This is a genomic window from Citrobacter sp. SX206 (assembly GCF_024181025.1).
In the GTDB taxonomy this organism is placed as follows: domain Bacteria; phylum Pseudomonadota; class Gammaproteobacteria; order Enterobacterales; family Enterobacteriaceae; genus Citrobacter; species Citrobacter youngae.
The window spans coordinates 826,839-851,311 of sequence record NZ_CP049738.1 but is presented as its reverse complement, the minus strand read 5'-3'; the positions used below and the strand labels follow the sequence as shown (position 1 = coordinate 851,311).

Sequence of the window (24,473 nt, the reverse complement as noted above, 5' to 3'; positions counted from 1 at the left end):
ACTAGTGTCAGACGCAGGCCATGTGAGGATAAGCAGATGAAAAAATGGGCAGTTTTAATTTCCGCCGTCGGGCTGGCTTTTGCCGTTTCCGGATGCAGCAGTGATTATGTGATGGCAACAAAAGATGGTCGAATGATCCTGACCGATGGTAAACCAGAAATTGACGATGATACCGGTCTGGTGAGTTACCACGATCAGCAAGGCAATGCGATGCAAATTAACCGCGACGAAGTCTCTCAAATCATTGAGCGTTGATGGTTAAGGTCAGCAGCGCGCTGGCCTTAACAATTTTGCTTCCCTTTTTCCCTTCCCTCAGCCATTTTTATAATCCTTATGTCGTGATTATAAAAAGGAAACGGCTATGCAATATCACCGTATACCCCACAGCTCGCTGGAAGTCAGTACACTGGGGCTGGGCACAATGACGTTTGGTGAACAAAACAGCGAAGCCGACGCACATGCACAGCTCGACTATGCCGTTGCACAAGGCATAAATTTAATCGACGTTGCCGAGATGTATCCGGTACCGCCTCGTCCAGAAACCCAGGGACTCACCGAAACTTACGTGGGCAACTGGCTCGCCAAACACGGCAGCCGCGAAAAGCTAATCGTGGCGTCGAAGGTCAGTGGACCATCACGTAACAACGACAGCGGCATTCGACCGAATCAGGCGCTGGATCGTAAAAACATCCGTGAGGCACTGCACGACAGTCTGAAAAGACTGCAGACCGATTATCTCGATCTCTATCAGGTCCACTGGCCGCAGCGTCCGACCAACTGCTTTGGTAAGCTGGGATATAGCTGGACGGACTCCGCGCCGGTCGTTTCCCTACTGGATACGCTGGACGCGCTGGCAGAGTTTCAGCGTGCAGGTAAGATTCGTTACATCGGTGTTTCCAACGAAACCGCGTTTGGCGTAATGCGTTATCTGCACCTGGCAGACAAACATGACCTGCCGCGTATCGCCACTATCCAGAACCCGTACAGCCTGCTAAACCGCAGCTTTGAAGTTGGACTGGCCGAAGTGAGCCAGTATGAAGGCGTTGAGCTACTGGCCTACTCGTGCCTTGGTTTTGGCACCTTAACCGGTAAATACCTGAACGGTGCGAAACCTGCCGGCGCACGCAATACGCTGTTTAGCCGTTTTACGCGCTACAGCAGCGAACAAACGCAAAAAGCGGTAGCTGCCTATGTGGATATCGCCAAACGCCATAACCTCGATCCTGCGCAAATGGCGCTGGCATTCGTGCGTCGTCAGCCGTTTGTCGCCAGCACACTGCTGGGTGCCACGACGATGGAGCAGCTAAAAACCAACGTTGAAAGCCTGTATCTGGAATTGAGCGAGGAAGTGCTGGCAGAGATTGAAGCGGTGCATCAGGTGTATACCTATCCTGCACCTTAACAGTTAGCGCCTGATGGCGCTGCGCTTATCAGGCCTACAGACAGCGTTCCCTGTAGGCCTGGTTGCAACAGCATATAACAGACTAATGGCGGCGCTGCCAAATCCACAGCGCCGCAATCGCCAGCGCAAACAGCGCACCGAACCCAATACCAATCGCTACCGCCGGAATCCCCACCAGCACCGCCAGTGAGTAAATACCCAACATCAACAGCATCGCGCTGTTTTCACCCAGGTTTTGCACCGCAATCGCATTACCTGCGCCGACGCTTTTCTTACCCCGTTCCTGCAGCAACGCATTCAGCGGCACCACAAAGAACCCACCACACACGCCGATAAGCATCAGCAATGCGTAGGCCGGAAGCAGCGAATGTTGAAGAGAAAAAATCAGCACCACGACGCCAATCAGGATCCCCGCAGGCATACAACGCGACACGGTTTCCAGCGTCACCAGCTTCGCAGCCGCCCCCGCGCCGACGACAATCCCGATCGCTACCATGGCATTGAGATAGGTCGGCGTGGCGTTATCGGTGATGCCGAGCGCCACCGGAACCCACAGTACCAGCAGAAAACGCAGCGTAACGCCCGCCCCCCAAAAAAGGCTGGTTCCCACCAACGAGAAGCGTGTTTCACCGTTGCGCCACAGCGAAGAGGCGGCACAGAAGAAACTGCGCGTCATTTTCCCCAGATGCCAGGACTGGCCAGGGCGAGCCGCGGTCAGTTTCGGGATATACAGGTTAGCGACCACTGCGCCAGCATAGGCCAGCGCACAGGCAGAAAGCGCGGCAATCACGTGCCAGTCGGCCAGAACGCCGCCGGCGACAGAACCGAGCAAAATCGCGGCAATGGTGGAAGCTTCCATCAGGCCGTTGGCTTTCACCAGTTTGTCGCCGGTGGTCAGTTCACCGAGAATGCCATACTTGGCCGGAGAATACGCCGCAGCGCCAATACCCACCAGCGTATACCCGAGAAATGGGTTAACGCCGAAACAGATACTCGCCGCGCCCAGCAGCTTGAGACCGTTGGCGAACATCATCACTCTGCCTTTGGCAAAGCTATCCGCCACCTGTCCAACAAACGGCGCAAACAAAATGTAAGCGCCCACAAACACCATTTGCAGGATTGGCTGGCTCCAGTCCGGGTAGAACTGCGCCTTGAGCAAAGCCAGGGTAGCAAACAACAACGCGTTATCGCCAAACGCTGACAAAAACTGCGCGGCGATAACGGACATCATCCCTTTTGACCAGATTGACGTGCTAGTGTGTACTGACTCACGCATGTTGTTTTTCCGGTTCATCGACCCAGTTTTTCAGTGTCACAAAATCTGGCTTACCGCTGCCGAGCAGAGGGAGTTGTTTCAGGTGGCGGATATCACGCGGTACGGCAAGCTCTGGAATGCCGTGGATGCGCGCATACTGGAGTAATCTTTCACGGGTCAGCTCGCTGTCGGTAGTAAACAGCACCAGCGCTTCCCCTTTATTGGCATCGCTCTTGATAGCCGTGGCATGCATTTTGTCAGCAGATACTGCCAGCGCCAGCTGTTCAACCATCTCCAGTGACACCATCTCACCGGCAATTTTGGCAAAGCGCTTGGCACGCCCCTGAATCTGTACAAAGCCATTTTCATCAAAGCGTACAACATCACCGGTGTCGTACCAGCCGTGTTCTATCTGACCCTGCGCATTTTCTGCGGTTGGGACTTCCAGTACACCTGGCTTTTCGACGCGCAGATAGCCGCTCATAATATTAGGGCCTTTCAGCTGTAAACGCCCGCCATCTTCAATACCAGGAACCGCCAACAGTCGGGCATCCATACCAGGCAGAATGCGCCCTACCGTTCCCGATTTCGCCGCCATCGGTACGTTAATCGACACCACCGGCGCACATTCCGTCACGCCATAGCCTTCAAGGACGCGCAGGCCAAACTTCTCCTGCCACAACTGCTTTGTGCTGTCTTGCAGCTTTTCGGCTCCGGCAACAACATAGCGCAGACGGTGGAAATCGTACGGATGAGCAAACCGCGCATAATTGCCGAGGAACGTTGAGGTACCAAACAGTACGGTGCAGTTACGGTCATATACCAGCTCAGGAACGATGCGGTAATGCAGCGGACTGGGGTACAAAAACACTTCAGCACCGGTCAGCAACGGCGTGAATAACCCTACCGTCAGGCCAAAAGAGTGAAATAGCGGCAATGCTGACATAAAGCGATCGTCGGCAGTGAAATCGGCAATCGTCTTAATCTGCTCGACGTTCGCCAGAATGCTCTTATGGCTGTGTACGACACCTTTCGGGTGGCCTTCTGATCCTGAGGTAAAGAGGATCACCGCAGCTTCTTCCGGCTGCTGCTTCACCTGTGCCAGATGCGGCACCAACAGATGAGAAAAAATCCACAGCTTATCGCCAAAGGTCACATCGGCCTTCAGATCTTCCAGATACACCCAGCGCACCTGGGTGAGCTGTTCCGGTAGATGCCAGAGTTTGCCTTTATCGAGAAATTGTCGGGAAGTGAAGATCGTTTTGATTTCAGAGGCTGTAATGGCGCTGGTTAATCCCTTCACGCCCGCCGTATAGTTCATCATCGCCGGGATGCGTCGACGCGCAATGGCGCCAAAAATGACCGCCGCGCTGATCCCCGCATTTGGCAGCATCAGGCCGATTTTTTCACCTTCCGCGCTATATTTCTCCAGAATACGAGCCACAAAGAGTGTCTTCGTCAGCAGTTTGCGGTAGCTGTCCGGCGTAAAGTTAACATCTTCAATGCAGTTTTTGCCTGCGCCAAACCGGTATTTTGCCGCCAGTAGCGACTCGTATAACGTTTCACGCGGGCGGACGGCCATACGCGCTTCCATCATAATCTGGTGCAGCATTTCACCGGCGATTTTGCGGCGATCGCGAGCACGCGGCGCTTCCGGCATCGGCATTTGGGTCGGCGGCAGGATATGCAATTGAATACGCGGAAAAAATCGCTGTTTAACCAGACCTTTCAGGCGGCTAAATTGGGTCAGTTCCGCGCCTTCAATACGCACAGGCACCACCGTCGCCTTTGATTTTGCGGCAACGAACCCGGCACCATCGTAGATTTTCATCAGTGAACCGGTGGTCGAAATACGTCCTTCCGGGAAAATAACCACCGGGCGCCCCTGCTCGACCAGGCGTACCAGATGTTTAATCGACATCGGTTTGGTTGGGTCTAGCGGTACGAAATCAATCAGTGGAGTGAGCCAGCGCATATACCATTGCTGGCTGATCGAGGTGTAAACGGCAAAAACGGGGCGAATCGGTAAAAAGAGCGCCAGCAGGATACCATCGATAAATGAGACATGGTTGGGCGTGATTAAGACGCGTTCTCCCCGTAGCGCGCTGACATCGCCCGTGACGCGAACACGAAACAGCACGCGAAACAGATTTCGAAAAAAACCAAATAGCATCTCAACTCCCTGTGCCATTAATTATATAAACATCAATGATGGGAGAGTATACGAGTTGGGGAATGGGCGCGACAGATAACGGGTAAATAGAATCCGAAAAAAAACCTGCGCATCCGCGCAGGTCGGTGCAAGAGACAGGTACGAAGTGCGTACCGAATAATCTCACCAATCAATACCTCTGGGATCTTGATTGTGGTCGTCACCGCACCGTTCCGCCAGTTGGAAAACGCAAAGGAATGAACCCAAGTGCAACGAGTTGTGTAAATTATCGGTTACTGTTACAGATACGCCGTACGCAAAAAAAAACCTGCGCATCTGCGCAGGCTGGTGTAAATTTTGTGATCAACCCGAAAGTTGATTTCACCTATCAATACCTCTGGGATCCCAACTCTATCAATCCGCTCTCTCCCCTCACCAGCGAACAATCGCAACAGCACATCGCAAAGTGTAAGCAAAGGTTTTCATTTTCTATTTTCTGTCTTACTTCGCTCGTGTCCGCTCACATTTGCGACGTCCTGACGGGCAATCTGCTTGAACAGACAGCCGTTTTCCGTAACACTGGCGGGATGTAAGCGTTTACCCACAACAGGTACTATCATGGCGACCATAAAGGATGTAGCCCGACTAGCTGGTGTATCAGTCGCCACCGTTTCTCGAGTGATCAATGACTCCCCCAAAGCCAGCGAAGCATCGCGTCTGGCTGTAATGAGTGCAATGGAATCACTCAGCTACCACCCCAACGCCAACGCGCGTGCGCTGGCACAACAATCTACTGAAACCGTCGGTCTGGTAGTCGGTGATGTGTCCGATCCGTTCTTTGGGGCAATGGTTAAAGCTGTCGAGCAGGTGGCCTATAACACCGGTAACTTTTTACTGATTGGCAACGGCTACCATAACGAGCAAAAGGAACGTCAGGCGATTGAGCAGCTTATTCGCCACCGCTGCGCAGCCCTCGTGGTCCACGCTAAAATTATCCCGGATGCCGAGCTGACATCATTGATGAAACAAATCCCCGGGATGGTACTGATCAATCGAATCTTACCGGGATTCGAACAACGCTGCGTTGCGCTGGACGACCGTTACGGTGCCTGGCTGGCAACCCGTCATCTTATTCAGCAGGGCCATACGCGCATCGGTTATCTGTGTTCCAACCACAGCATTTCAGATGCGGAAGATCGTTTGCAAGGCTATTACGACGCGCTGGCGGAAAGCAATATTCCGGTAAACGATCGACTGGTCACGTTTGGCGAGCCCGATGAAAGCGGCGGCGAGCAGGCAATGACTGAGCTGCTTGGTCGCGGCAAAAACTTCACGGCTATCGCCTGCTATAACGACTCAATGGCGGCGGGCGCTATGGGTGTATTAAATGATAACGGCATTGATGTGCCGGGAGAAATCTCGCTGATTGGTTTTGATGATGTACTGGTTTCACGCTACGTGCGCCCACGGCTGACGACGGTACGCTACCCTATCGTGACGATGGCAACCCAGGCCGCCGAACTGGCGCTGGCGCTGGCCGAAAAACGCCCGGTCCCGGAAATCACTCACGTCTTTAACCCAACGCTGGTACGTCGGCATTCCGTTTCGGCGCTGACTGAGCCGGGAAATTCTTTGTCAAACGATTAATCAGGATTGCGTCATGACAACGATGTTAGACGTTTCACGACATGCTGGCGTATCGAAAGCGACCGTTTCACGCGTACTGAATGGTACGGGGCAGGTTAAAGAAAGCACGCGCCAGAAAGTCTTCAACGCCATGCAGGCATTAGATTATCGGCCTAATTTTTTAGCGCGCTCACTGGCAAACCGCACCAGCAACAGCATTGGTTTAGTGGTATCTACATTTGATGGATTCTACTTTGGTCGCCTGCTGCAACAGGCATCGCGCCAGACGGAGTCTCACGGTAAACAGCTGATTGTCACCGACGGCCATGACACACCAGAGCGTGAGCAGGAAGCCGTTCAAATGCTGGCCGACCGACAGTGCGACGCCATTATTCTCTACACCCGCTACATGAGCGAAAAGGCGATTATGTCGCTGATGAGCCGCATTGATATGCCATTGCTGGTCATTAACCGCGACGTCAGCCAGGCCCGCGACCGCGCAATTTTCTTTGAACAGGAAGACGCGGCGTTTCAGGCCGTCGATTACCTCATCTCGCAAGGACATCGTGATATTGCCTGCATCACCGTACCCGGCCATACACCAACCGGTAAATCTCGGTTAATGGGATATCGTAAGGCGCTGGAAAAAAACGGTATTCCCTGGGAACCCGCCAAGGTCAAATACGGTGATTCAACGATGACCAGAGGCTATGAAGCCTGTCGTGAACTGTTGGATGAAGGAGTGATATTCAGCGCGCTGTTCGCCTGTAACGATGACATGGCGTTAGGTGCATCGAAAGCATTACATCAGGCAGGACTAAAGATCCCCGAGGATGTTTCGTTGTTTGGTTTTGATGATGCGCCCAGCGCGAAATGGCTGGAGCCGGGGCTGTCTACCGTTTATCTGCCGATCGATACCATGATAACCACGGCAATCGATCAGGCTATCCGTCTGGCCAACGGCGAAAGCGTGGAGCCGATCCCACCGTTTACCGGCAAACTGGTGTTACGGGAATCGGTGACAACGGGGCCGAACTTCACGTAATCAGATGCCGGATGGCAGCTTCGGCTTATCCGGCCTACAGACCCCACCGTTTATTTCGTAGGCAGGATAAGCATAGCGCCATCCGGCGTTTCATAACGCTGTATTCAGATTAATTCCAGCGCTAACAGCTCATCAATAGTCTGACGACGGCGAATGAGTCGCGCCACGCCGTTATCGAACAGAACCTCCGGCAGCAGCGGGCGGCTATTGTAGTTCGACGACATCGACGCGCCATACGCACCGGTATCATGCAATACCAGGTAATCTCCCGGCACTACCGCAGGTAATAGACGGGTTTCGACTTTACCGCCTTCCTGTTGGGTAAAAACATCGCCCGATTCGCACAGCGGCCCGGCAACCACCGTCTCAATCTGCGCCGCATTATCCAGCGAGCGACCATCCCCGGCCAATGCGGAGATATGGTGATAGCTGCCGTACATTGCTGGCCGCATCAGATCGTTGAAGCCCGCGTCGATCAGCACGAAGTGGCGACTGCCCATCTCTTTCACACTGCGCACCTGCGCCACCAGCACACCCGCTTCGGCCACCAGAAAACGTCCTGGCTCGATCTCAAGCTTCACCGGATGCCCCAGATGTTTGGCGATTTGCTCTCGTGCGGCGTTCCACAGCCCGAAGTAGTGATCGGTGTTGATCGCCTCTTCTCCTTCGCGATATGGGATCGACAAACCTCCGCCCGCAGATATAGCCTCCAGATCCTGACCTAATTCAACAACCTGACGCACCATCGCGCCACACACTTGCTCCAGATGGCCGTAGTCCACACCGGAGCCGATATGCATGTGAATGCCCACCAGTTTCAGTTGATAACGCTGAATCACCTCCAGCGCCGCCGGAAGGTCGCTATACCAGATACCGTGCTTGCTGTTCTCGCCGCCGGTATTGGTTTTCTGGCTATGCCCGTGACCAAAACCGGGGTTGACGCGCAGCCATACACGATGCCCTGGCGAAACCTGGCCCAGCTGTTCCAGCATATCAACCGACCCGGCGTTTACTGGAATACGTAGCTCATGCACCCGGGCCAGCGTCGCCTGGTCAATCATATCGGCGGTAAAGACGATTTCATCATTCTCCGGCACAAAACCTGCTGCCAGCGCACGTTCAATCTCACCCAGCGAGACGGAATCCACCTTCACGCCCTGCTCACGCATCAGACGCAAAATATGAATATTCGAGCAGGCCTTTTGGGCAAAACGCACCACATCAAACTGACTCAGTTTGGCTATCTGCGCGCGGATAATCTGCGCATCGTAAACCCATACCGGACAGCCGAATTCGGCGGGCAGACGCAGCAGGTTATCTGCGGTCAGGTCAGTATCAGTGCTGTTGAGTGGACGTGGCATGGCGTGCTCCGGTATTGGCTTTTTTATGATTACGCCACAGCCCGAAGAGAATAAAAAATATCGTTTTATCGCGAGTCTATGCAAAAATGATATGGAATGCTTATTTGAGGATCGCCGATGCCTGCCGTTAACTTGCGCCACATTGAAATTTTTCACGCCATTATGACAGCAGGCAACCTGACGGAAGCCGCACGGATGCTGCACACGTCGCAGCCTACCGTCAGTCGGGAACTAGCCCGATTCGAGAAAGTACTGGGATTAACGCTGTTTGAACGCACGCGTGGCCGGCTGCATCCCACAGTGCAGGGGCTACGCCTGTTTGAAGAGGTGCAACGTTCGTGGTATGGCCTGGACCGGATCGTCAGCGCCGCCGAAAGCCTGCGTGAATTTCGTCAGGGTGAGCTGTCGATTGTCTGCCTGCCAGTGTTCTCACAGTCCTTTTTACCGCCGCTGCTGCAGCCATTTCTCGAGCGCTATCCGCAGGTCAATATTCAGATAGTGCCGCAGGAGTCACCGCTGCTGGAAGAGTGGCTGTCGGCACAGCGCCACGATCTCGGGTTAACTGAGACCCTGCATACCCCCGCCGGGACTAAACGCACAGAATTACTGTCGCTGGATGAAGTTTGCGTGCTGCCGCAGGGACATCCGCTGACCGGGAAAGCAGTATTAACACCGCAAGATTTTCAGGGGGAAAACTATATCAGCCTGTCGCGCACCGACAGTTATCGCCAGTTGCTGGATACCCTGTTTAATGATCATCAGGTCAAGCGCCGAATGGTCATAGAAACGCACAGTGCCGCATCAATTTGTGCGATGGTACGTGCCGGCGTGGGGATCTCGGTAGTGAACCCGCTGACCGCCCTGGATTACGCAGGCAGCGGGATTGTAATCCGGCGTTTTAGTGTCTCGGTGCCTTTTACCGTCAGCCTGATCCATCCACTGCATCGCCCGGCATCCGCGCTGGTTGATGCTTTTACAGCACATCTACAGGCCCATCTCCACCGGCTTACTGACCCGCTGGAGGCTATTTTGCAATCTCAGGTGAAAGCATAAACGTCACGGCATCCTGCGCATGGATCGCCGCGGTATCGAAGACCGGCAACGGGCTCATTTCAGTGGGAACCAGCAGGCCAATTTCGGTGCAGCCAAAGATCACCCCTTGTGCCCCCTGACGAGCCAGTCGCTCAATCACGCTCAGGTAATAATCGCGGGAAGTTTCGCTAAATTCACCAAGGCACAGTTCCTCGAAAATAATCTGGTTTATTTTCTGTCGGTCGTCAGCGTCAGGGATTAACGTGCTAATGCCAAATTCCATCTGTAAACGCCCACGATAGAAATCCTGTTCCATGGTGTAACGCGTGCCCAACAGCGCGACGTTACTCATCTTCTGTTGTTGTATGGCCCGACCTGTTGCATCGGCAATATGCAAAAACGGGACATCGCAGGCCGTTTCAATGGCCTCGGCCACTTTATGCATAGTGTTGGTACACAGCACAATTCCCTCAGCTCCCGCTTGCTGTAACCCCACCGCTGCCTGCGCCAGGATCTCCCCTGCCCGCTGCCAGTCACCGTTCGACTGACACGCTTCAATCTCATGGAAATCGACGCTGTGCAGCAGAATTTTCGCAGAATGCAGACCGCCCAGATTCTGCTTAACCCCTTCATTAATCAGACGATAATAAGGAATAGTAGATTCCCAGCTCATTCCGCCTAACAGACCGATCGTTTTCATCATTTACCCTTATTCGTGGTTGTCCTCCCAGTGAACCAAAGATGTGATCAACTTTCCACATCTGCCGGCGCACATTTCCTTTTTTTATTTTCTGATATAAATTTAATGAAATAATGTTTCATTTTATTGCAAGGATATCGAATGTTTATTTTTCATAAAGAAACCACGCTTGAAGATCTGGGTAACGGCGTTACCCGGCGTATTCTGGCTCACGATGGCAAAATGATGGCCGTGGAAGTCAATTTCGAGCAGGGCGCAGTTGGCCCGATGCACAGCCATCCGCATGAACAACTCACGTACGTTTTATCGGGCGAGTTTGAATTTACGATTGGGGAAGAAAAGCATGTCGTCAGTGCAGGAGACACCCTGTACAAGCAACCCAATATTATGCACGGCTGCGTCTGTTTACAGCCGGGAACATTACTCGATACCTTCACCCCGGTACGCGAAGACTTCCTGCAGGCGTAATCTCTCTATTCTCGAACCTTGTTATACAAAAATGCCGGGTATCGCTTACGCTTACCCGGCCTGCACGAGACGTCATCCGACACTGCGCCTCACTACTTACACCCCAATATCTCTTAACTTCTCGCCAGCCATCAGCTTACGTTCGATATGCTCAAGCGTAACGTTTTTGGTTTCAGGAATAAGCCAGAAGGTAATACCAATAAATACGACGTTCAGTGCGGTATAAAGCCAGAACGTACCGGCTGCGCCAATGCTGTCGAGCAGCGTCAGGAACGTTGCGCCGATAATCATGTTCGACACCCAGTTGGTGGTGGTGGAGCAGGTAATACCAAAATCGCGACATTTCAGCGGCTGAATTTCCGAACACAGGATCCACACCACCGGCGCGGCGCTCATCGCATAGCCTGCAATACACATCATCGTCATGCCAACTGACAGCCAGGATAGTCCACTGGAAGCCGTGCCGTTATCAAACTGCATCAGGCAATATCCGAGCACCAGCGTCCCGATGGCCATTACGCTGAACCCAATTTTCAGCGCCGGTTTACGTCCTGCTTTGTCGACCGTGAAGACGGCAATAAAGGTAGCGAACATAAACGTTAAGCCAACCACCAGCGTGGCAATCATCTGCTGCTCTGTGGTGGTAAAACCCGCCATTTTGAAAATGCGCGGCGCGTAATACATGATGATGTTCATCCCGGTGAACTGCTGCATCGCCTGCAACAACATCCCAAGGAAAACCGCGCGGCGCACGTTACGGTTAATTTTAAACAGCGCCCAACCACCCTGCTTCAGCTTCAGGCTTTCACGAATTTCGTTCAGTTCATCACGGGCCTTTTCTGAGGTATCGCGCAGCATGCGCAATACTTCTTCGGCTTCGATGTGGCGGCCTTTCTCCGCCAGCCAGCGCGGGCTGTTTGGCAGGAACACAACCAGGATAATCAGTAACACCGCCGGAAGCGCCAGCACGCCCAGCATAGCGCGCCAGTTACCGCTGTAGCTGAACGCGGTATCAGACAAAAAGGCCAGAACGATGCCCAACGTCACCATCAGCTGATACATACTGATCATCTTGCCACGCACGTTTTCGCTCGCCATTTCAGAGAGATAGAGCGGCGCGGTGTAAGAGGCGATCCCCACCGCAACGCCCAGTACCACGCGGGCAAAAATGAGCATTTCTACGCTGGAGGCAAACGCCGAGCCCAGAGATCCGACGACGAAAAGGATCGCCCCCGCCATCAGACTGTATTTACGTCCCAGGCGGAATGACAGCCAACCGTTAAACAGCGCACCAATTGCCGCGCCCAGCATCATGCTGCTGACCACCCACTCCTGCAGGCGGCTGGTCAACACAAAGTGATCGGTGATGAAAGGCAACGCCCCGGCAATCACGCCGATATCCAGGCCGAATAACAACCCTGCGACAGCCGCAGAGATAGAAACAAACATATTCATACGTCGCGTATCGCGCACTGGGCGCGGCGCTAAAGCAGCATCATTATTTATTGAGACCATTTTTTCCTGCCAGATACAGAGTAAGCCATGTCGATGAAAGTAAGGGATCCCTTGCAGGAAGCGTCAGGCGGGAAACGGCAAAAACATGGATAAAATTGCTGCACCACATCGTTATGTGATGGATATTCCAATTTTAAAATTTATCGCTAATTACTCAATTAAATTTAATGCACTGATATTAAAGAGTATTAATTATTGCCAACCCATATATATATAATTATGTATGGATTAATTTATAAACAGAATATGGACTAAAATAACTTAACACCAAAAAAAACCCTGCCATTGGCAGGGTTTGTTGATGCTGGACGGTAAATTAACGCGCCAGCCAGCCGCCGTCTACCGCAACGGTATAGCCGTTGATATAGTCAGATGCGCTGGACGCCAGGAACACTACTGGCCCCATCAGATCGCTTGGCAGACCCCAACGGCCCGCCGGGATACGATCGAGAATTTCGGCGCTACGCTGCTCATCAGCACGCAGTTGCTGCGTGTTATTGGTCGCCATATAACCCGGCGCGATCGCATTCACGTTGATGTTATGTTTTGCCCACTCGTTGGCCATCAGACGGGTGACGCCCATTACGCCGCTTTTAGACGCGGTGTAAGACGGCACTCGGATGCCGCCCTGGAAGGAGAGCATAGAGGCGATGTTGATAATTTTGCCGCCATTACCCTGCGCGATAAAGTGCTTCGCCGCCGCCTGAGACATGAAGAACACGCTCTTAATGTTCAGGTTCATCACGTCGTCCCAGTCTTTTTCGCTGAAGTCGATAGCATCTTCACGACGGATAAGACCGGCGTTGTTGACCAGAATGTCGATATGACCGAATTCTGCGACCGCACGCTCCAGCAGTGCCGGAATACCATCAATCTGACGCAGATCGGCGGTCAGGCTTAAAAAACGGCGGCCCAGGGCGGTAACACGTTCGATGGTTTCAGTCGGCTCAACAATGTTGATACCCACGATATCGCAGCCCGCTTCCGCCAGGCCCAGCGCCATACCCTGACCCAGACCGGTGTCACAACCCGTCACAACGGCGACTTTACCTTCAAGAGAGAATGCATTCAAAATCATTGTAAATCCTTAAATTTTTATAATGCCCGCCACAGGCAGGCAAGGCTGTCGCCCGCAACTAGCGCAGATCTTTGACTGCAACATGGTCCATATCATCAAAGACCTGGTTTTCGCCGACCATGCCCCAAATGAACGTATACGCTTTTGTGCCGACGCCGGAGTGAATTGACCAGCTCGGAGAAATCACCGCCTGCTCGTTGTGCATCACTATATGACGCGTTTCCTGAGGCTGCCCCATCATGTGGAAGACACAGGTGTCCTCTTCCATATTGAAGTAGAAATAGACTTCCATACGGCGTTCATGGGTATGGCACGGCATGGTGTTCCACAGGTTACCCGGTGCCAGTTCGGTCAGGCCCATGCTCAGTTGGCAGGTTTCCAGTACGTCCGGCACAAAATACTTGTTGATGGTACGGCGGTTACTCGTGAGATCATCACCCAACGTCACTGGCGCAACGTCGGCTGGGGTCACTTTTTTGGTTGGATAAGTCATGTGTGCCGGCGCGCAGTTATAATAGAACTTGGCGGGTTTTGCAGGGTCAATGCTTGCAAAAACAACTTCTTTTGCCCCTTTACCGACATACAGCGCATCGCGATGACCAATTTCATAGCACTGACCGTCAACGGTAATCGTGCCCGGTCCACCGATGTTGATCACGCCTAACTCACGACGCTCCAGGAAGTAGGTTACGCCCAGCTGTTTGCCAACTTCACCACCCACAGAGACGGTTTTGCCCACAGGCATAATGCCGCCAACAATGATGCGGTCGATGTGGCTGTAGACCATGGTGTATTCATCTGCGACAAACACTTCTTCTACCAAAAACTCATTACGCAGCGCCTGGGTATCCAGGGTTTTCGCATGCGCACTATGGATGCTTTGTCTTACGTCCACATTTACCTCCAGTGATAAATTGACCGTGAATTCTTGAGCGATAGCAAAACGCCGTTCCGTTTTACCTAATGCGTTCATGATATCCCTCCCGGGACGGGTTTTCAATTATAACTAAAACGATGTTTCACTTTTTCCGCATCTTATTATCAAAAGTGTAAGTGCGATCACGCCAGCGCGTATAAATAGCGAAATAGGTTTAAATAAAATCATTTAATAACAATAAGATAAATTTATTCATTCACTAGAGGTGGGGATAAAAAATGGAAAATTCAGCCGAGTTTATAGGCCGATAAGACACCTTTTCTAACAAAGTGCGCAGTTAATCACATGAAATGAAACAATGTTTTGATAAGTTGACTGTGTTTAGAGTGTATGTTTCTGTAACTGGCCTTGCCCTCCTGCTGGAGGGCTTTTTTACAGGTGCAGGGAAAACACTTAGAAAGGCGTTTAAGACGGTAAATGTAAGATCGTTAATCTCGTTCGATAGCGAGTGCCACCCCCTGGCCGCCGCCGATACATAACGTTGCCAGCCCTTTATGCGCCCGACGCTTCACCATTTCATGTACCAGTGAAACCAGAATCCGGCAGCCTGATGCGCCAATCGGATGACCGAGCGCAATGGCTCCGCCGTTCACATTCACCCGACGCTCGTCCCATTCCAGCATTTTCCCAACGGATAATGCCTGCGCGGCGAAGGCTTCATTGGCTTCAATCAAATCGACATCCGCCAGTTGCCAGCCGACGCGCTCAAGGCAGCGACGCGTCGCGTATACCGGAGCTATCCCCATGAGCGCAGGATCGACACCGACGCTGGCAAAGGCGCGAATGCGCGCCAGTATGGGTAAATTCAGCGCCTGCGCTTTGGCTTCGCTCATCATCATCACCGCGGCAGCGCCATCATTGATAGATGACGCGTTGCCCGCCGTGACCGAACCGAGTCTGTCGAAGGTAGGATCCAGACGCGCCAGCCCTTCGGCGCTGGCATCGGTGCGCGGCTGCTCGTCGGTATCCACCACAAAGGATTGCCCGTTACGCTGGGTCACTACCGGCACGATCTCATCTTTAAAGCGCCCGGCATCAATTGCCATCCGCGCTTTGTGCTGCGAATGAAGCGCGTAGGCGTCCTGTAATTCGCGGCTGATACCATATTCCCGTGCCAGGTTTTCCGCGGTAACGCCCATGTGATAATCGTTGAAGGCATCCCACAGACCGTCATGCACCAGGCTGTCGACCAGTTGACTGTTACCCAGTTGTGCCCCGGTGCGACTGTCAGTCAGGACATGCGGGGCGCGGCTCATATTCTCTTGCCCACCCGCAATCACAATGTCAGCTTCGCCGCACTGGATAGCCTGGGTCGCCAGATGCAGCGCTTTCAGACCCGAACCGCAGACATCGTTAATGGTGATGGCGGAAACGGTATTAGGCAACCCGCCATTGATGGCAGACTGACGCGCCGGGTTCTGCCCGGCACCTGCGGTAAGCACCTGTCCGAGGATCACTTCATCCACGGCGTGAACGTCCACGCCCGTGCGTTCCAGTAACGCCCTGACTACCATGCTGCCTAATTCAACGGCAGAGTGGCGCGCCAGCGTCCCCTGGAAGCAGCCAATCGGTGTCCTTAACGCCCCGACTATCACAACCTCTTTCATCACCACCTCAGCGCAAAATAACACCGCAATAGTAGATGATTGTTAAAAAGAGTTATCAAGGTTGTTTAAAAACGGTGATTTTTATCACAAAGGAAATTCGTATCATTTATTGGTCATCTGAACGCCACTCTGCTGTAAATGGTCGCGCAGCCAACTTCCCGCCACGCCTGGCGGGGATTTCTTATTCCACAACAGATCGATAGAGATAGCCTTTGGCCAACCGGGCAGCGTCAATGGAACCAGCGGCTTTTCTGCGGCAAATTCTTCTACCAGCGCGCAAGGCAGCGCGCACCAGCCGAATCCCTGAACCGCCATACTCAGCAGCAACAAATAGTTGGGAGCAGACCACACAGGGCCGCGCGCCACGTTGGTACGGCTTTCCAGATAGGTGTTCAGACGCAGCTCGCGCCAGGTATGCAGCTGTTCCCACTGCAGTTTTTCCTGCGCCGCCAGCGGATGCGAAGCCGCAACATATAATCCCATCCAGGTTTGCATCGGCAGGCGCGTGACGCCCATGTCGGTCGGGTAATCCTCCCGCGCTTCGATCAACCCCACCTGAGCACGTCCTTTTTGCAGCAGATCGATCACGTCCTCGTCTTCACCAATCAGACATTCAAACTCGGTATGGGGAAACTTACGGTCAAACTGCACCATCAGTTCTTCCAGCACATCCGGATGCAGCGTATCTGACAACACGAAGGTCAAACGCGCTTCCGTTTCACCCGACAGCGAAATCGCCGCTTCGTCCAGACGATCGCTCGCTGACAGAATGGCCTGCACATAACCCAGCACCCGCTTACCTTCTTCGGTCAGCGTTGGCTGGCGTGATGAACGGTCAAACAGCGCAAAACCAAGGTCGGCTTCCAGATGCGCAATGGCCGTACTGATGGTGGACTGGCTTTTGCGCAACCGACGAGCCGCAGCAGAAAATGAGCCGCAGGAAACGGTCTCTACAAATGCCGTTAACGCTTCAGGAGAGTAACGCATGAACTATCTACTTTATCGATGGATACTATCTTTTAGATATCACATAAAACGATAAAATTGCCACCATTCCGTTATCCGGGCATCAAAGAAGGTTTTAGGTTATGCAACACGATACAGTCCAACGTCGCTCGTTAATGGAGCGCATTTTTCATGCCGTCTGCTTTGAAGGCATTGCCACCGCTGTTCTCGCACCAACCACCGCATGGTTGATGCAGCGCTCGGTACTGGAAATGGGCGGGCTGACCATTCTGCTGGCAACGACAGCGATGATCTGGAATATCATATATAACGCCCTGTTTGACCGCTTATGGCCGTCACATCTGGTGAAACGTACGGCGAAAGTACGCGCATTCCACGCGTTAGGTTTTGAGAGTGGTTTTATTGTGATCGGGGTGAGCATCGTGGCGTATGTGCTGAACGTCAGCCTGTTTCAGGCATTCACGCTGGAAATAGGTTTCTTCCTGTTCTTCCTGCCGTACACCATGTTCTATAACTGGGCATATGACACGTTACGCGAGCGTGTTATGAAGCGTCGCCAGCAGCGCGTTACTGCCTGATAATTCAAACAATAGCCGGAATTTTCTCAATTCCGGCTATTCATCCATTCACCAGCCCACTTGTTCACACCTCCCCCAGCCCCTCTCATTTGTGGTAAATTGCGCTTCTTTTTGTTTATTTTATAGTTGATACGTTCAAATAATGTCGAAATTTTGGTCAAAAGAAGAGACTCTCTGGAGCTTCGCACTATATGGGACTGCCGTCGGCGCAGGAACCCTCTTCCTTCCCATACAGCTGGGTTCTGCAGGCGCGGTGGTGCTGTTTATCACCGCACTCGTCGCCTGGCCTTTAACCTACTGGCCGCACAAGGCGCTGTGCCAGTTTATCCTGTCGTCAAAAACCTCTGCAGGTGAAGGGATCACCGGCGCGGTCACCCACTACTATGGCAAGAAGATAGGCAGCCTGATCACGACGCTTTATTTTATTGCCTTCTTTGTGGTGGTGCTGATCTACGCCGTGGCGATAACCAATTCACTCACCGAACAGTTGGCAAAACATATCGAGATTGATCTACGCATTCGCATGCTGGTAAGTCTCGGCGTGGTACTGGTGCTGAATTTAATTTTTCTGATGGGTCGCCAGGCCACCATCCGGGTAATGGGCTTTCTGGTGTTCCCGCTCATCGCGTATTTTTTATTCCTTTCGCTCTACCTGACCGGAAGCTGGCAGCCAACGCTACTCACCGGCCAGATGTCTGTCGATCAGCACACGCTTCATCAGGTTTGGATATCTATTCCCGTGATGGTTTTCGCTTTTAGCCATACGCCAATTATCTCCACGTTCGCCATTGATCGACGTGAGAAATATGGCGAGCAGGCCATGGGTAAATGCAAAAAAATCATGAAGGTAGCCTACGTCATCATCTGCCTGAGCGTGCTGTTTTTCGTTTTCAGCTGTTTGCTTTCGATTCCGACAAACTATATCGAGGATGCAAAAAATGAAGGCGTGACCATTCTGTCAGCACTATCGATGATGCCTAACGCACCGGCATGGCTGTCGATTTCCGGGATCATCGTTGCCGTCGTGGCGATGTCAAAATCGTTCCTCGGCACCTATTTTGGCGTGATTGAAGGGGCAACGGAGGTAGTAAAAACATCGTTGCATCAGGTGGGTGTGAAGAAAAGCCGGGCCTTTAACCGCGCTTTGTCCATTATGTTGGTCTCAAGCATCACGTTTATCATCTGCTGCATTAACCCTAATGCCATTTCAATGATTTACGCGATCAGTGGGCCGCTGATTGCCATGATTCTGTTTATCATGCCGACGTTATCGACCTATCTGATCCCGGCGCTGAAGCCGTACCGTTCAGTGGGTAACCTGATAACGTTGATTGTCGGTCTGTTGTGCGTATCCGTGATGTTTTTTGGCTAAATGACGTTATCAACGGCTCATTCATCAGTGCGTGGATGAGCCGCCCTCCGCCTTACTTAATGTACGAATCCAGTACCTTCAGGACAACGTCCAAATCCTCTTCACGCTTTATTTCATCGCCCTGATGCACAATGTGCTCGGTCAGATGACCTTTAATCACTTCGCGCATTAATCCATTTACCGCACCGCGGATCGCCGCTATTTGCTGCAATACCGCCGCGCATTCATGCGGTTCATCCAGCATGGTTTTCAACGCCGCTACCTGGCCCTGAATCTTACTGGTTCGGGCTTTCAGCTTCTGTTTGTCGCGGATCGTATGTGACATTGCAATACCTTTTTTAACGTCTGTCTGTAGCGACAATACCATCGACATTCTACTGGGGGGTAGTATTTGATACTGGGGGGGAGTAGAATCCGGTGAAACAAAACAACTAAGAATCATTCTCATGGGTGAGTTTTCGACGCTTCTTCAGCAAGGCAACGCCTGGTTTTTCATTCCCAGCGCGATCTTATTGGGCGTGTTACACGGTCTGGAACCGGGGCATTCCAAGACAATGATGGCGGCCTTTATTATCGCCATAAAGGGGACTATCAAGCAGGCGGTGATGCTGGGGCTGGCGGCTACCCTGTCGCATACCGCTGTGGTGTGGTTGATTGCGCTCGGCGGGATGTATATCAGCAAAGCGTTTACAGCCCAGGCCGTGGAGCCCTGGCTGCAGTTTGTCTCGGCGATAATTATTCTCGGGACCGCATTCTGGATGTTCTGGCGGACCTGGCAGGGAGAGCAGAACTGGCTGGCCCAGACGCATCACGACCACGATCACGGGCATCACCACCACCATGATCATGACGATCATCACCACCACCATCATGACCACGATGACGATCATCACCATCACCATGACCACGATCATAACCATCACCATGACCACGATCATAACCATGCCGCGTTAGCAGGGCTGAGCGAGGGTTCGAAAGAGTATCAGGACGCGCACGAACGCGCACATGCCACCGATATTCAGCGCCGCTTTGCGGGCAAAGAGGTCACCAACGGCCAAATTTTATTGTTTGGCCTGACCGGCGGGTTAATCCCGTGTCCTGCGGCCATTACGGTACTGCTGATTTGTATCCAGCTCAAAGCCTTTACGCTGGGGGCAACGATGGTGCTGTGCTTTAGCCTCGGGCTGGCGATAACGCTGGTAACGGTGGGCGTGGGCGCGGCAATCAGCGTGCAGCAGGCGGCCAAACGCTGGAGCGGATTTAACACGCTGGCACGCAAAGCGCCCTATTTTTCCAGCGTGCTCATCGCGATGGTCGGCGTATATATGGGGATTCACGGCTATATGGGGATCGTCGGTTAATATATGGGAGCGCAGCAGCGATAGCCGCTGCGCGTAGAACCAGGCTAGCTTGCGACATTCCCCCACACCAGTTGCCCTTTATGGAAGGTCGCAGTGCGTGGGGAGATTCGCGCGACCGCTTCCGCCGAGCAGGAGGCATCCACCAGCACAAAGCTGGCTTCATCCTGCGCTTTCGGCCAGACGCGCTCACCTTTATCGTTAAGCGGCAGCACATCACCGGTAGCGAGAAACAGCGCCCGCGACAGGTTGAGTTCATTCGGGCGAATATAGAGCTGCGCGTACAGATTCGCCTTTTCCAGCATATCGCCCAGCCCGTACGGCGACCAGTGGTCAATCACGCTGTCGGTGCCGGTAATCACTTCCACGCCTTTGTCGCGCAGCTGTTTTAGCGGCATGTGCATCGTGCCAATCGGCACCGTCGAGGCAATGGTAATTTGCTGCGCCGCCATGCGGGCTGCCAGTTCATCCACCTGCTGCTCGTTCAGCGTAGACAGCGCAAATGCATGGCTGATGGTCAGTTTTCCCTTTAACTGCGGCGTTTTCTCCACCGTTTCTACCATGTAATTCACCGCCGCCACGCCCGCCGGACTGGTTTCATGCAGATGGATATCCACGCCTTTGTTGTAATCGAGCGCAATCTGGAACATGGTGTCGAGGGATTTTTCCATCGCCCCATCCACGCTGGTTGGGTCCAGACCGCCGACATACTGCGCTCCCGCCTGCATCGCTTCACGCATTAACGGTTCAGATTTTGATAACAGCAGACCATGCTGTGGAAATGCCACAATTTCACAGGCAAAACCCGGCTGGCGACGCGCCAGCACCGCCTGCAGGTTCTCCAGGTTTTTCAGTCCGGAAACCGGTTCTATATTGCAGTGGCTGCGGGCAATCGAGGTGCCTTTTGATTGCAGCAGATCGATAAGCTTTTCCGCCCGCTCCTGCGTATAAGGCTGGAGTTCAGGCAGCAGCTTTTGTTCCAGGCGGATCATATCCTGAATGGTGGTACCCGCCGGACGGTTCAGCGAACGCCAGGGACCACCGTAAAAGGTTTTATCCAGATGGATGTGCATGTCGCGCATGGCGGGCAGCATCAGCTTTCCACCCGCATCGTAGTGCGGCAGCGCCGCATCCGGATGCTGCTTATTCTCGCGCAGCGCAACAATTTTCCCGTCCTGGATTTCAACGGTTTGCAGCGCGGTACGGGTATGTACCACCACCGAGTTTTCGTAATCAAACCCCGCTTCCAGCAGGACGTTATCCAGGTAATAGTGCTTATCGTTAATCGTCATAGTGCTCTTCGACCCGCAGGTGTTCCCGACAGGATTAGCAGCATACGTGACCGGAGCCACTGCGCCAAACAGCGCAGCAGCAGTGACCATTTTCCCGCTCTGACTTAAAAACTCGCGGCGGCTGTTACTTTCCTTCATTCGCATCTCCTCTCAGGAATGGACAATATGGGTGCCCGTTTCACCGCGCAGTGCGGCGGGCAGGCATTCCGGCGTGGTGATGATTACCCGCTTACCGCCGCGCGCCAGGAACGTCAGGCTGGCAACGATTTTGGGTAACATACTGCCCGGCGGGAAGTGACCTTCCTGCATGTAGCCGGTCATTGTCGCAATATCCACCGTATCCAGCGCCTGCTGGTTGGGTTTGCCGAAGTGAATACACACTTTCTCTACGCCGGTGGTGATCACCAGAATGTCGGCGCGGATCTCCTGTGCCAGCAACGCCGTGGAGAGATCTTTATCAATCACCGCATCCACGCTGTGATAATCCCCGTGCTCGCTACGCACCACCGGGATCCCGCCGCCGCCTGCGCCAATCACCACAAACCCCTGCTGGGTCAGCGTTTTGATGGCCTCTGCTTCAACAATACGTTTGGGTTCAGGGGAAGCCACAACCCGCCGGTAGCCGCGCCCCGAATCCTCGACAAAGCGCCAGCCCGGATTGACCCGCAGCAGCTCATCGCGCTGCACTTCGCTAAAGAACGCCCCGATAGGCTTGGTCGGATTAGCGAAGCCCGGATCGTTTTTGTCGACCTCCACCTGCGTGACCACCGTAACTGCCTTCTGCTCACCGCGCCGCGCCAGACGGTTATTCAGCGCCTGTTGGATCAGATAACCGATACCGCCCTGAGTATCGGCAACGCAGTTTGCCAGCGGGGTAAGCGGCAAACCTTCGCGTTCGTGCGCGATTTCAGCACGCCGGAGATCCAGCCCCACCTGCGGCCCGTTACCGTGTGTCAGCACAATGTTGTAGTCCGATGCCAACATCTCCAGCACCGTGTCCGCCACCACCTTCACCGCTTCAGCCTGGTGCTCAATCGACTGGCTGGCGTTATCTTTGATAATGCTGTTGCCGCCAATGGCAACGACCACAAGTTCTTTCATCGTATTTTCTTCCGCATGCAGGCGATTCAGGTTGTTTTCGTCGGTTCCTGCTCAGGCGCAGTAGCCGCTTCACGACTGTCGAGAATATGTTTGACGACAAACATGCCGCTCATCATCAGGTAGGCCACAACAAACATCATCGAGCTGCCCTCAGCAAAGCCAACTGCCGGGGAGTGGATCACGCCAAACAGCGACAGCAGTGCCCCAAAGGCTGCGGCAATCGCCCCGCGTAACGGCTTATTCATAATGGCGAAGATAGCGACACAGCCCCACAGCATGCTGGCCAGCGGCGCGCCGCTTCCCAGATGCACCAGTCCGTCGTAATAGACGCCTTTGCTGTGCAGCAGGTCACTGCCCAGTTTCCCCGCAGAGGTTCCGGCGGCGCCCATCACGCTGTTAACGATGGTCAATGCCCAGTTGGCAATCCACGGGAACAGACAGATGAAGATGACGGGAACCTCTACTTTGGGTGTTTCTCGTACCACCTGGTTGGCGGTCACCACGCCGATAAACACCAGAATCGGCACTATCGCAGTCATCGGAATAATGGCGAGCATAAACGCGCCCAGCCCAAACAGCGGTACCAGGAACATGGTGATACCAGATGCCAGGGTATAGCCGATGCTGGCGCCCATCGCTTTCCAGCCCGCATGCCCAACATACACGGTCACCGGGAACGGATTGCCCAGCATGCAGCCGAGCATGGAGGCAAAACCGTTCGCCATCATCACCTTGCGGGTGTTGTACTCATCCCCCGCCGCGTGCGCACTTTCAATGTTCTCGAGGTCAAAAATGTAGTTCGCCAGACCCAAAGGAACCGCAGAAGCCAGATACGGCAGCGCGTGCGGCAAACCTTGCAGGAAGCTGTCGACATGAATTTCCGGCGGGTTGAAGCCAAAGGAAGACATCGACGCTTTAATGGCTTCCGGGCTTTGTAAACCGGAGATCCACGCCAGGGCCGTACCGGCAATCAGCAGCAGCAAACCGGTAGGAATACGGGCAAAAATCGGCTTCTTACCGAACCAGTTAATGAAGATCAGCAACAGCACGATGAAAGAGACGGTCGGCGCTTCGAATGCCTGCAGCATCGGGTTCATCGCCAGCAGCAACAGTCCCAGGCCGGACAGACAAGAAAGCAGTACCGTACGTGGGATCATCTTGCGGATGGTCTCGCCCAGGAAGGAGCCGCCGACCAGGATCAACGCTTCGACAAAGCACCATACCAGCGCTATCTGGATAGCAAAGTTGGCATCTTTGGTTTGCTGATAAACCGGCATCAGTACCAGGAAGGTGACGGTAAAGATTGACGGTGCGCTCGGTCCGGACGGCAGCGCCGTCACGTCTTTACGCCCGGTGTGCTTTGCCATCTGCAGGCCAAACCAGGCGTAGCAGACGCTGGCCACCAGCACCGCCAGACCAAAGGCAGGCGCAATGCGACCATAGACAATTTCGGTAGGGATCCCGACGACAAAAATGAGCAGCCCCATCATTGTCAGCAGGTTAGTCAGGTTGTTGGTCATCAGCCCAAAGTAAGCTGCCCAGTCACCACGTTTCCATTCTAGTTTTATGCTGTTCATGGAATATCCTTAACAGGTTAAGCATCGTTTGCGATCGCGAAGATCGCCCAG

Annotated in this window: 22 protein-coding genes; 9 read left to right on the top strand and 13 right to left on the bottom strand. The window is 53.4% G+C overall.

The window, feature by feature from the left end; genetic code table 11:
* The first annotated feature begins 36 nt into the window (after positions 1 to 36).
* Both ygdR and G8S19_RS04140 read left to right on the top strand, forming a co-directional pair.
* Complete coding sequence (ygdR, locus tag G8S19_RS04145) at positions 37 to 255, top strand: lipoprotein YgdR (protein ID WP_005123410.1); 219 nt, start codon at positions 37 to 39, stop codon at positions 253 to 255.
* A 106-nt stretch (positions 256 to 361) separates the two neighbouring features.
* Positions 362 to 1,402: an NADP(H)-dependent aldo-keto reductase gene (locus G8S19_RS04140; RefSeq protein ID WP_048213112.1), complete on the top strand. Its 1,041-nt coding sequence runs from the start codon at positions 362 to 364 to the stop codon at positions 1,400 to 1,402.
* Between the two features lie 82 nt (positions 1,403 to 1,484).
* Here G8S19_RS04140 and lplT read toward each other — a convergent pair whose 3' ends face one another.
* Both lplT and aas read right to left on the bottom strand, forming a co-directional pair.
* The gene (lplT, locus tag G8S19_RS04135; RefSeq protein WP_253686128.1) at positions 1,485 to 2,678 is read right to left on the bottom strand and encodes a lysophospholipid transporter LplT; all 1,194 of its coding nucleotides are present in this window, start codon (positions 2,676 to 2,678) and stop codon (positions 1,485 to 1,487) included.
* Entirely contained in the window at positions 2,671 to 4,830 is a 2,160-nt protein-coding gene (gene aas, locus G8S19_RS04130; protein ID WP_253686126.1) for a bifunctional acyl-ACP--phospholipid O-acyltransferase/long-chain-fatty-acid--ACP ligase, read from the bottom strand. The genes lplT and aas overlap by 8 nt, the downstream gene beginning before the upstream one ends.
* A 597-nt stretch (positions 4,831 to 5,427) precedes the next feature.
* Here aas and galR point away from each other — a divergent pair.
* Positions 5,428 to 6,456 (top strand): HTH-type transcriptional regulator GalR, encoded by a 1,029-nt coding sequence (galR, locus tag G8S19_RS04125; protein WP_048213115.1) that lies wholly within the window; start codon positions 5,428 to 5,430, stop codon positions 6,454 to 6,456.
* A 13-nt stretch (positions 6,457 to 6,469) separates the two neighbouring features.
* Positions 6,470 to 7,480: a LacI family DNA-binding transcriptional regulator gene (locus G8S19_RS04120; RefSeq protein ID WP_048213116.1), complete on the top strand. Its 1,011-nt coding sequence runs from the start codon at positions 6,470 to 6,472 to the stop codon at positions 7,478 to 7,480.
* Between the two features lie 104 nt (positions 7,481 to 7,584).
* Here G8S19_RS04120 and lysA read toward each other — a convergent pair whose 3' ends face one another.
* Positions 7,585 to 8,841: a diaminopimelate decarboxylase gene (gene lysA, locus G8S19_RS04115; RefSeq protein WP_048213117.1), complete on the bottom strand. Its 1,257-nt coding sequence runs from the start codon at positions 8,839 to 8,841 to the stop codon at positions 7,585 to 7,587.
* A gap of 117 nt (positions 8,842 to 8,958) precedes the next feature.
* On the opposite strand from lysA, the gene G8S19_RS04110 reads away from it, so the two are divergent.
* Complete coding sequence (locus G8S19_RS04110) at positions 8,959 to 9,894, top strand: LysR family transcriptional regulator (RefSeq protein WP_048213118.1); 936 nt, start codon at positions 8,959 to 8,961, stop codon at positions 9,892 to 9,894.
* On the opposite strand, the gene G8S19_RS04105 is transcribed toward G8S19_RS04110, so the two are convergent.
* The gene (locus G8S19_RS04105; protein WP_061068506.1) at positions 9,866 to 10,573 is read right to left on the bottom strand and encodes an aspartate/glutamate racemase; all 708 of its coding nucleotides are present in this window, start codon (positions 10,571 to 10,573) and stop codon (positions 9,866 to 9,868) included. The genes G8S19_RS04110 and G8S19_RS04105 overlap by 29 nt on opposite strands.
* A gap of 141 nt (positions 10,574 to 10,714) precedes the next feature.
* Here G8S19_RS04105 and G8S19_RS04100 point away from each other — a divergent pair, with 141 nt between their 5' ends.
* Entirely contained in the window at positions 10,715 to 11,041 is a 327-nt protein-coding gene (locus G8S19_RS04100; RefSeq protein ID WP_061068507.1) for a cupin domain-containing protein, read from the top strand.
* A gap of 96 nt (positions 11,042 to 11,137) precedes the next feature.
* Here the strand turns inward: G8S19_RS04100 and araE are convergent, their stop codons facing one another.
* The 5 genes from araE to G8S19_RS04075 all read right to left on the bottom strand — a co-directional run bounded on the left by araE (position 11,138) and on the right by G8S19_RS04075 (position 17,165).
* Positions 11,138 to 12,556 (bottom strand): arabinose-proton symporter AraE, encoded by a 1,419-nt coding sequence (gene araE / locus G8S19_RS04095; protein ID WP_003033926.1) that lies wholly within the window; start codon positions 12,554 to 12,556, stop codon positions 11,138 to 11,140.
* Between the two features lie 316 nt (positions 12,557 to 12,872).
* Positions 12,873 to 13,634 (bottom strand): 2-dehydro-3-deoxy-D-gluconate 5-dehydrogenase KduD, encoded by a 762-nt coding sequence (gene kduD / locus G8S19_RS04090; RefSeq protein WP_005123393.1) that lies wholly within the window; start codon positions 13,632 to 13,634, stop codon positions 12,873 to 12,875.
* A 58-nt stretch (positions 13,635 to 13,692) separates the two neighbouring features.
* Positions 13,693 to 14,529, bottom strand: coding sequence for a 5-dehydro-4-deoxy-D-glucuronate isomerase (gene kduI / locus G8S19_RS04085; RefSeq protein ID WP_005123391.1), 837 nt, complete (start codon positions 14,527 to 14,529; stop codon positions 13,693 to 13,695).
* A gap of 470 nt (positions 14,530 to 14,999) precedes the next feature.
* Positions 15,000 to 16,178 carry an acetyl-CoA C-acetyltransferase gene (locus G8S19_RS04080; RefSeq protein ID WP_005123390.1) on the bottom strand — a complete coding sequence of 393 codons (1,179 nt, stop codon included), beginning with the start codon at positions 16,176 to 16,178 and terminating at the stop codon, positions 15,000 to 15,002.
* Between the two features lie 102 nt (positions 16,179 to 16,280).
* Positions 16,281 to 17,165, bottom strand: a complete 885-nt coding sequence (locus tag G8S19_RS04075) for a LysR family transcriptional regulator (protein ID WP_048213122.1) — start codon at positions 17,163 to 17,165, stop codon at positions 16,281 to 16,283.
* Positions 17,166 to 17,266: 101 nt separating this feature from the next.
* Between G8S19_RS04075 and G8S19_RS04070 the strand changes: the two genes are divergently transcribed.
* Both G8S19_RS04070 and G8S19_RS04065 read left to right on the top strand, forming a co-directional pair.
* The gene (locus tag G8S19_RS04070) at positions 17,267 to 17,722 is read left to right on the top strand and encodes a multidrug/biocide efflux PACE transporter (protein ID WP_048213123.1); all 456 of its coding nucleotides are present in this window, start codon (positions 17,267 to 17,269) and stop codon (positions 17,720 to 17,722) included.
* Between the two features lie 142 nt (positions 17,723 to 17,864).
* On the top strand, positions 17,865 to 19,094 hold the full coding sequence (locus G8S19_RS04065) for an amino acid permease (RefSeq protein WP_048213124.1): 1,230 nt from the start codon (positions 17,865 to 17,867) through the stop codon (positions 19,092 to 19,094).
* A gap of 52 nt (positions 19,095 to 19,146) precedes the next feature.
* Here the strand turns inward: G8S19_RS04065 and rcnR are convergent, their stop codons facing one another.
* The gene (gene rcnR / locus G8S19_RS04060; RefSeq protein ID WP_003825567.1) at positions 19,147 to 19,419 is read right to left on the bottom strand and encodes a Ni(II)/Co(II)-binding transcriptional repressor RcnR; all 273 of its coding nucleotides are present in this window, start codon (positions 19,417 to 19,419) and stop codon (positions 19,147 to 19,149) included.
* A 121-nt stretch (positions 19,420 to 19,540) separates the two neighbouring features.
* On the opposite strand from rcnR, the gene G8S19_RS04055 reads away from it, so the two are divergent.
* Complete coding sequence (locus tag G8S19_RS04055; RefSeq protein WP_253686124.1) at positions 19,541 to 20,455, top strand: nickel/cobalt efflux protein RcnA; 915 nt, start codon at positions 19,541 to 19,543, stop codon at positions 20,453 to 20,455.
* A gap of 44 nt (positions 20,456 to 20,499) precedes the next feature.
* Here the strand turns inward: G8S19_RS04055 and G8S19_RS04050 are convergent, their stop codons facing one another.
* Genes G8S19_RS04050 through G8S19_RS04040 form a run of 3 tightly spaced genes read right to left on the bottom strand, consistent with a single transcriptional unit; the run spans position 20,500 to position 24,422 of the window.
* Positions 20,500 to 21,882, bottom strand: a complete 1,383-nt coding sequence (locus tag G8S19_RS04050) for an amidohydrolase family protein (protein WP_115601520.1) — start codon at positions 21,880 to 21,882, stop codon at positions 20,500 to 20,502.
* A 12-nt stretch (positions 21,883 to 21,894) separates the two neighbouring features.
* Positions 21,895 to 22,845: a carbamate kinase family protein gene (locus tag G8S19_RS04045; protein WP_253686122.1), complete on the bottom strand. Its 951-nt coding sequence runs from the start codon at positions 22,843 to 22,845 to the stop codon at positions 21,895 to 21,897.
* Between the two features lie 26 nt (positions 22,846 to 22,871).
* The gene (locus G8S19_RS04040; protein ID WP_105242191.1) at positions 22,872 to 24,422 is read right to left on the bottom strand and encodes a xanthine permease; all 1,551 of its coding nucleotides are present in this window, start codon (positions 24,420 to 24,422) and stop codon (positions 22,872 to 22,874) included.
* Between the last annotated feature and the right edge of the window lie 51 nt (positions 24,423 to 24,473).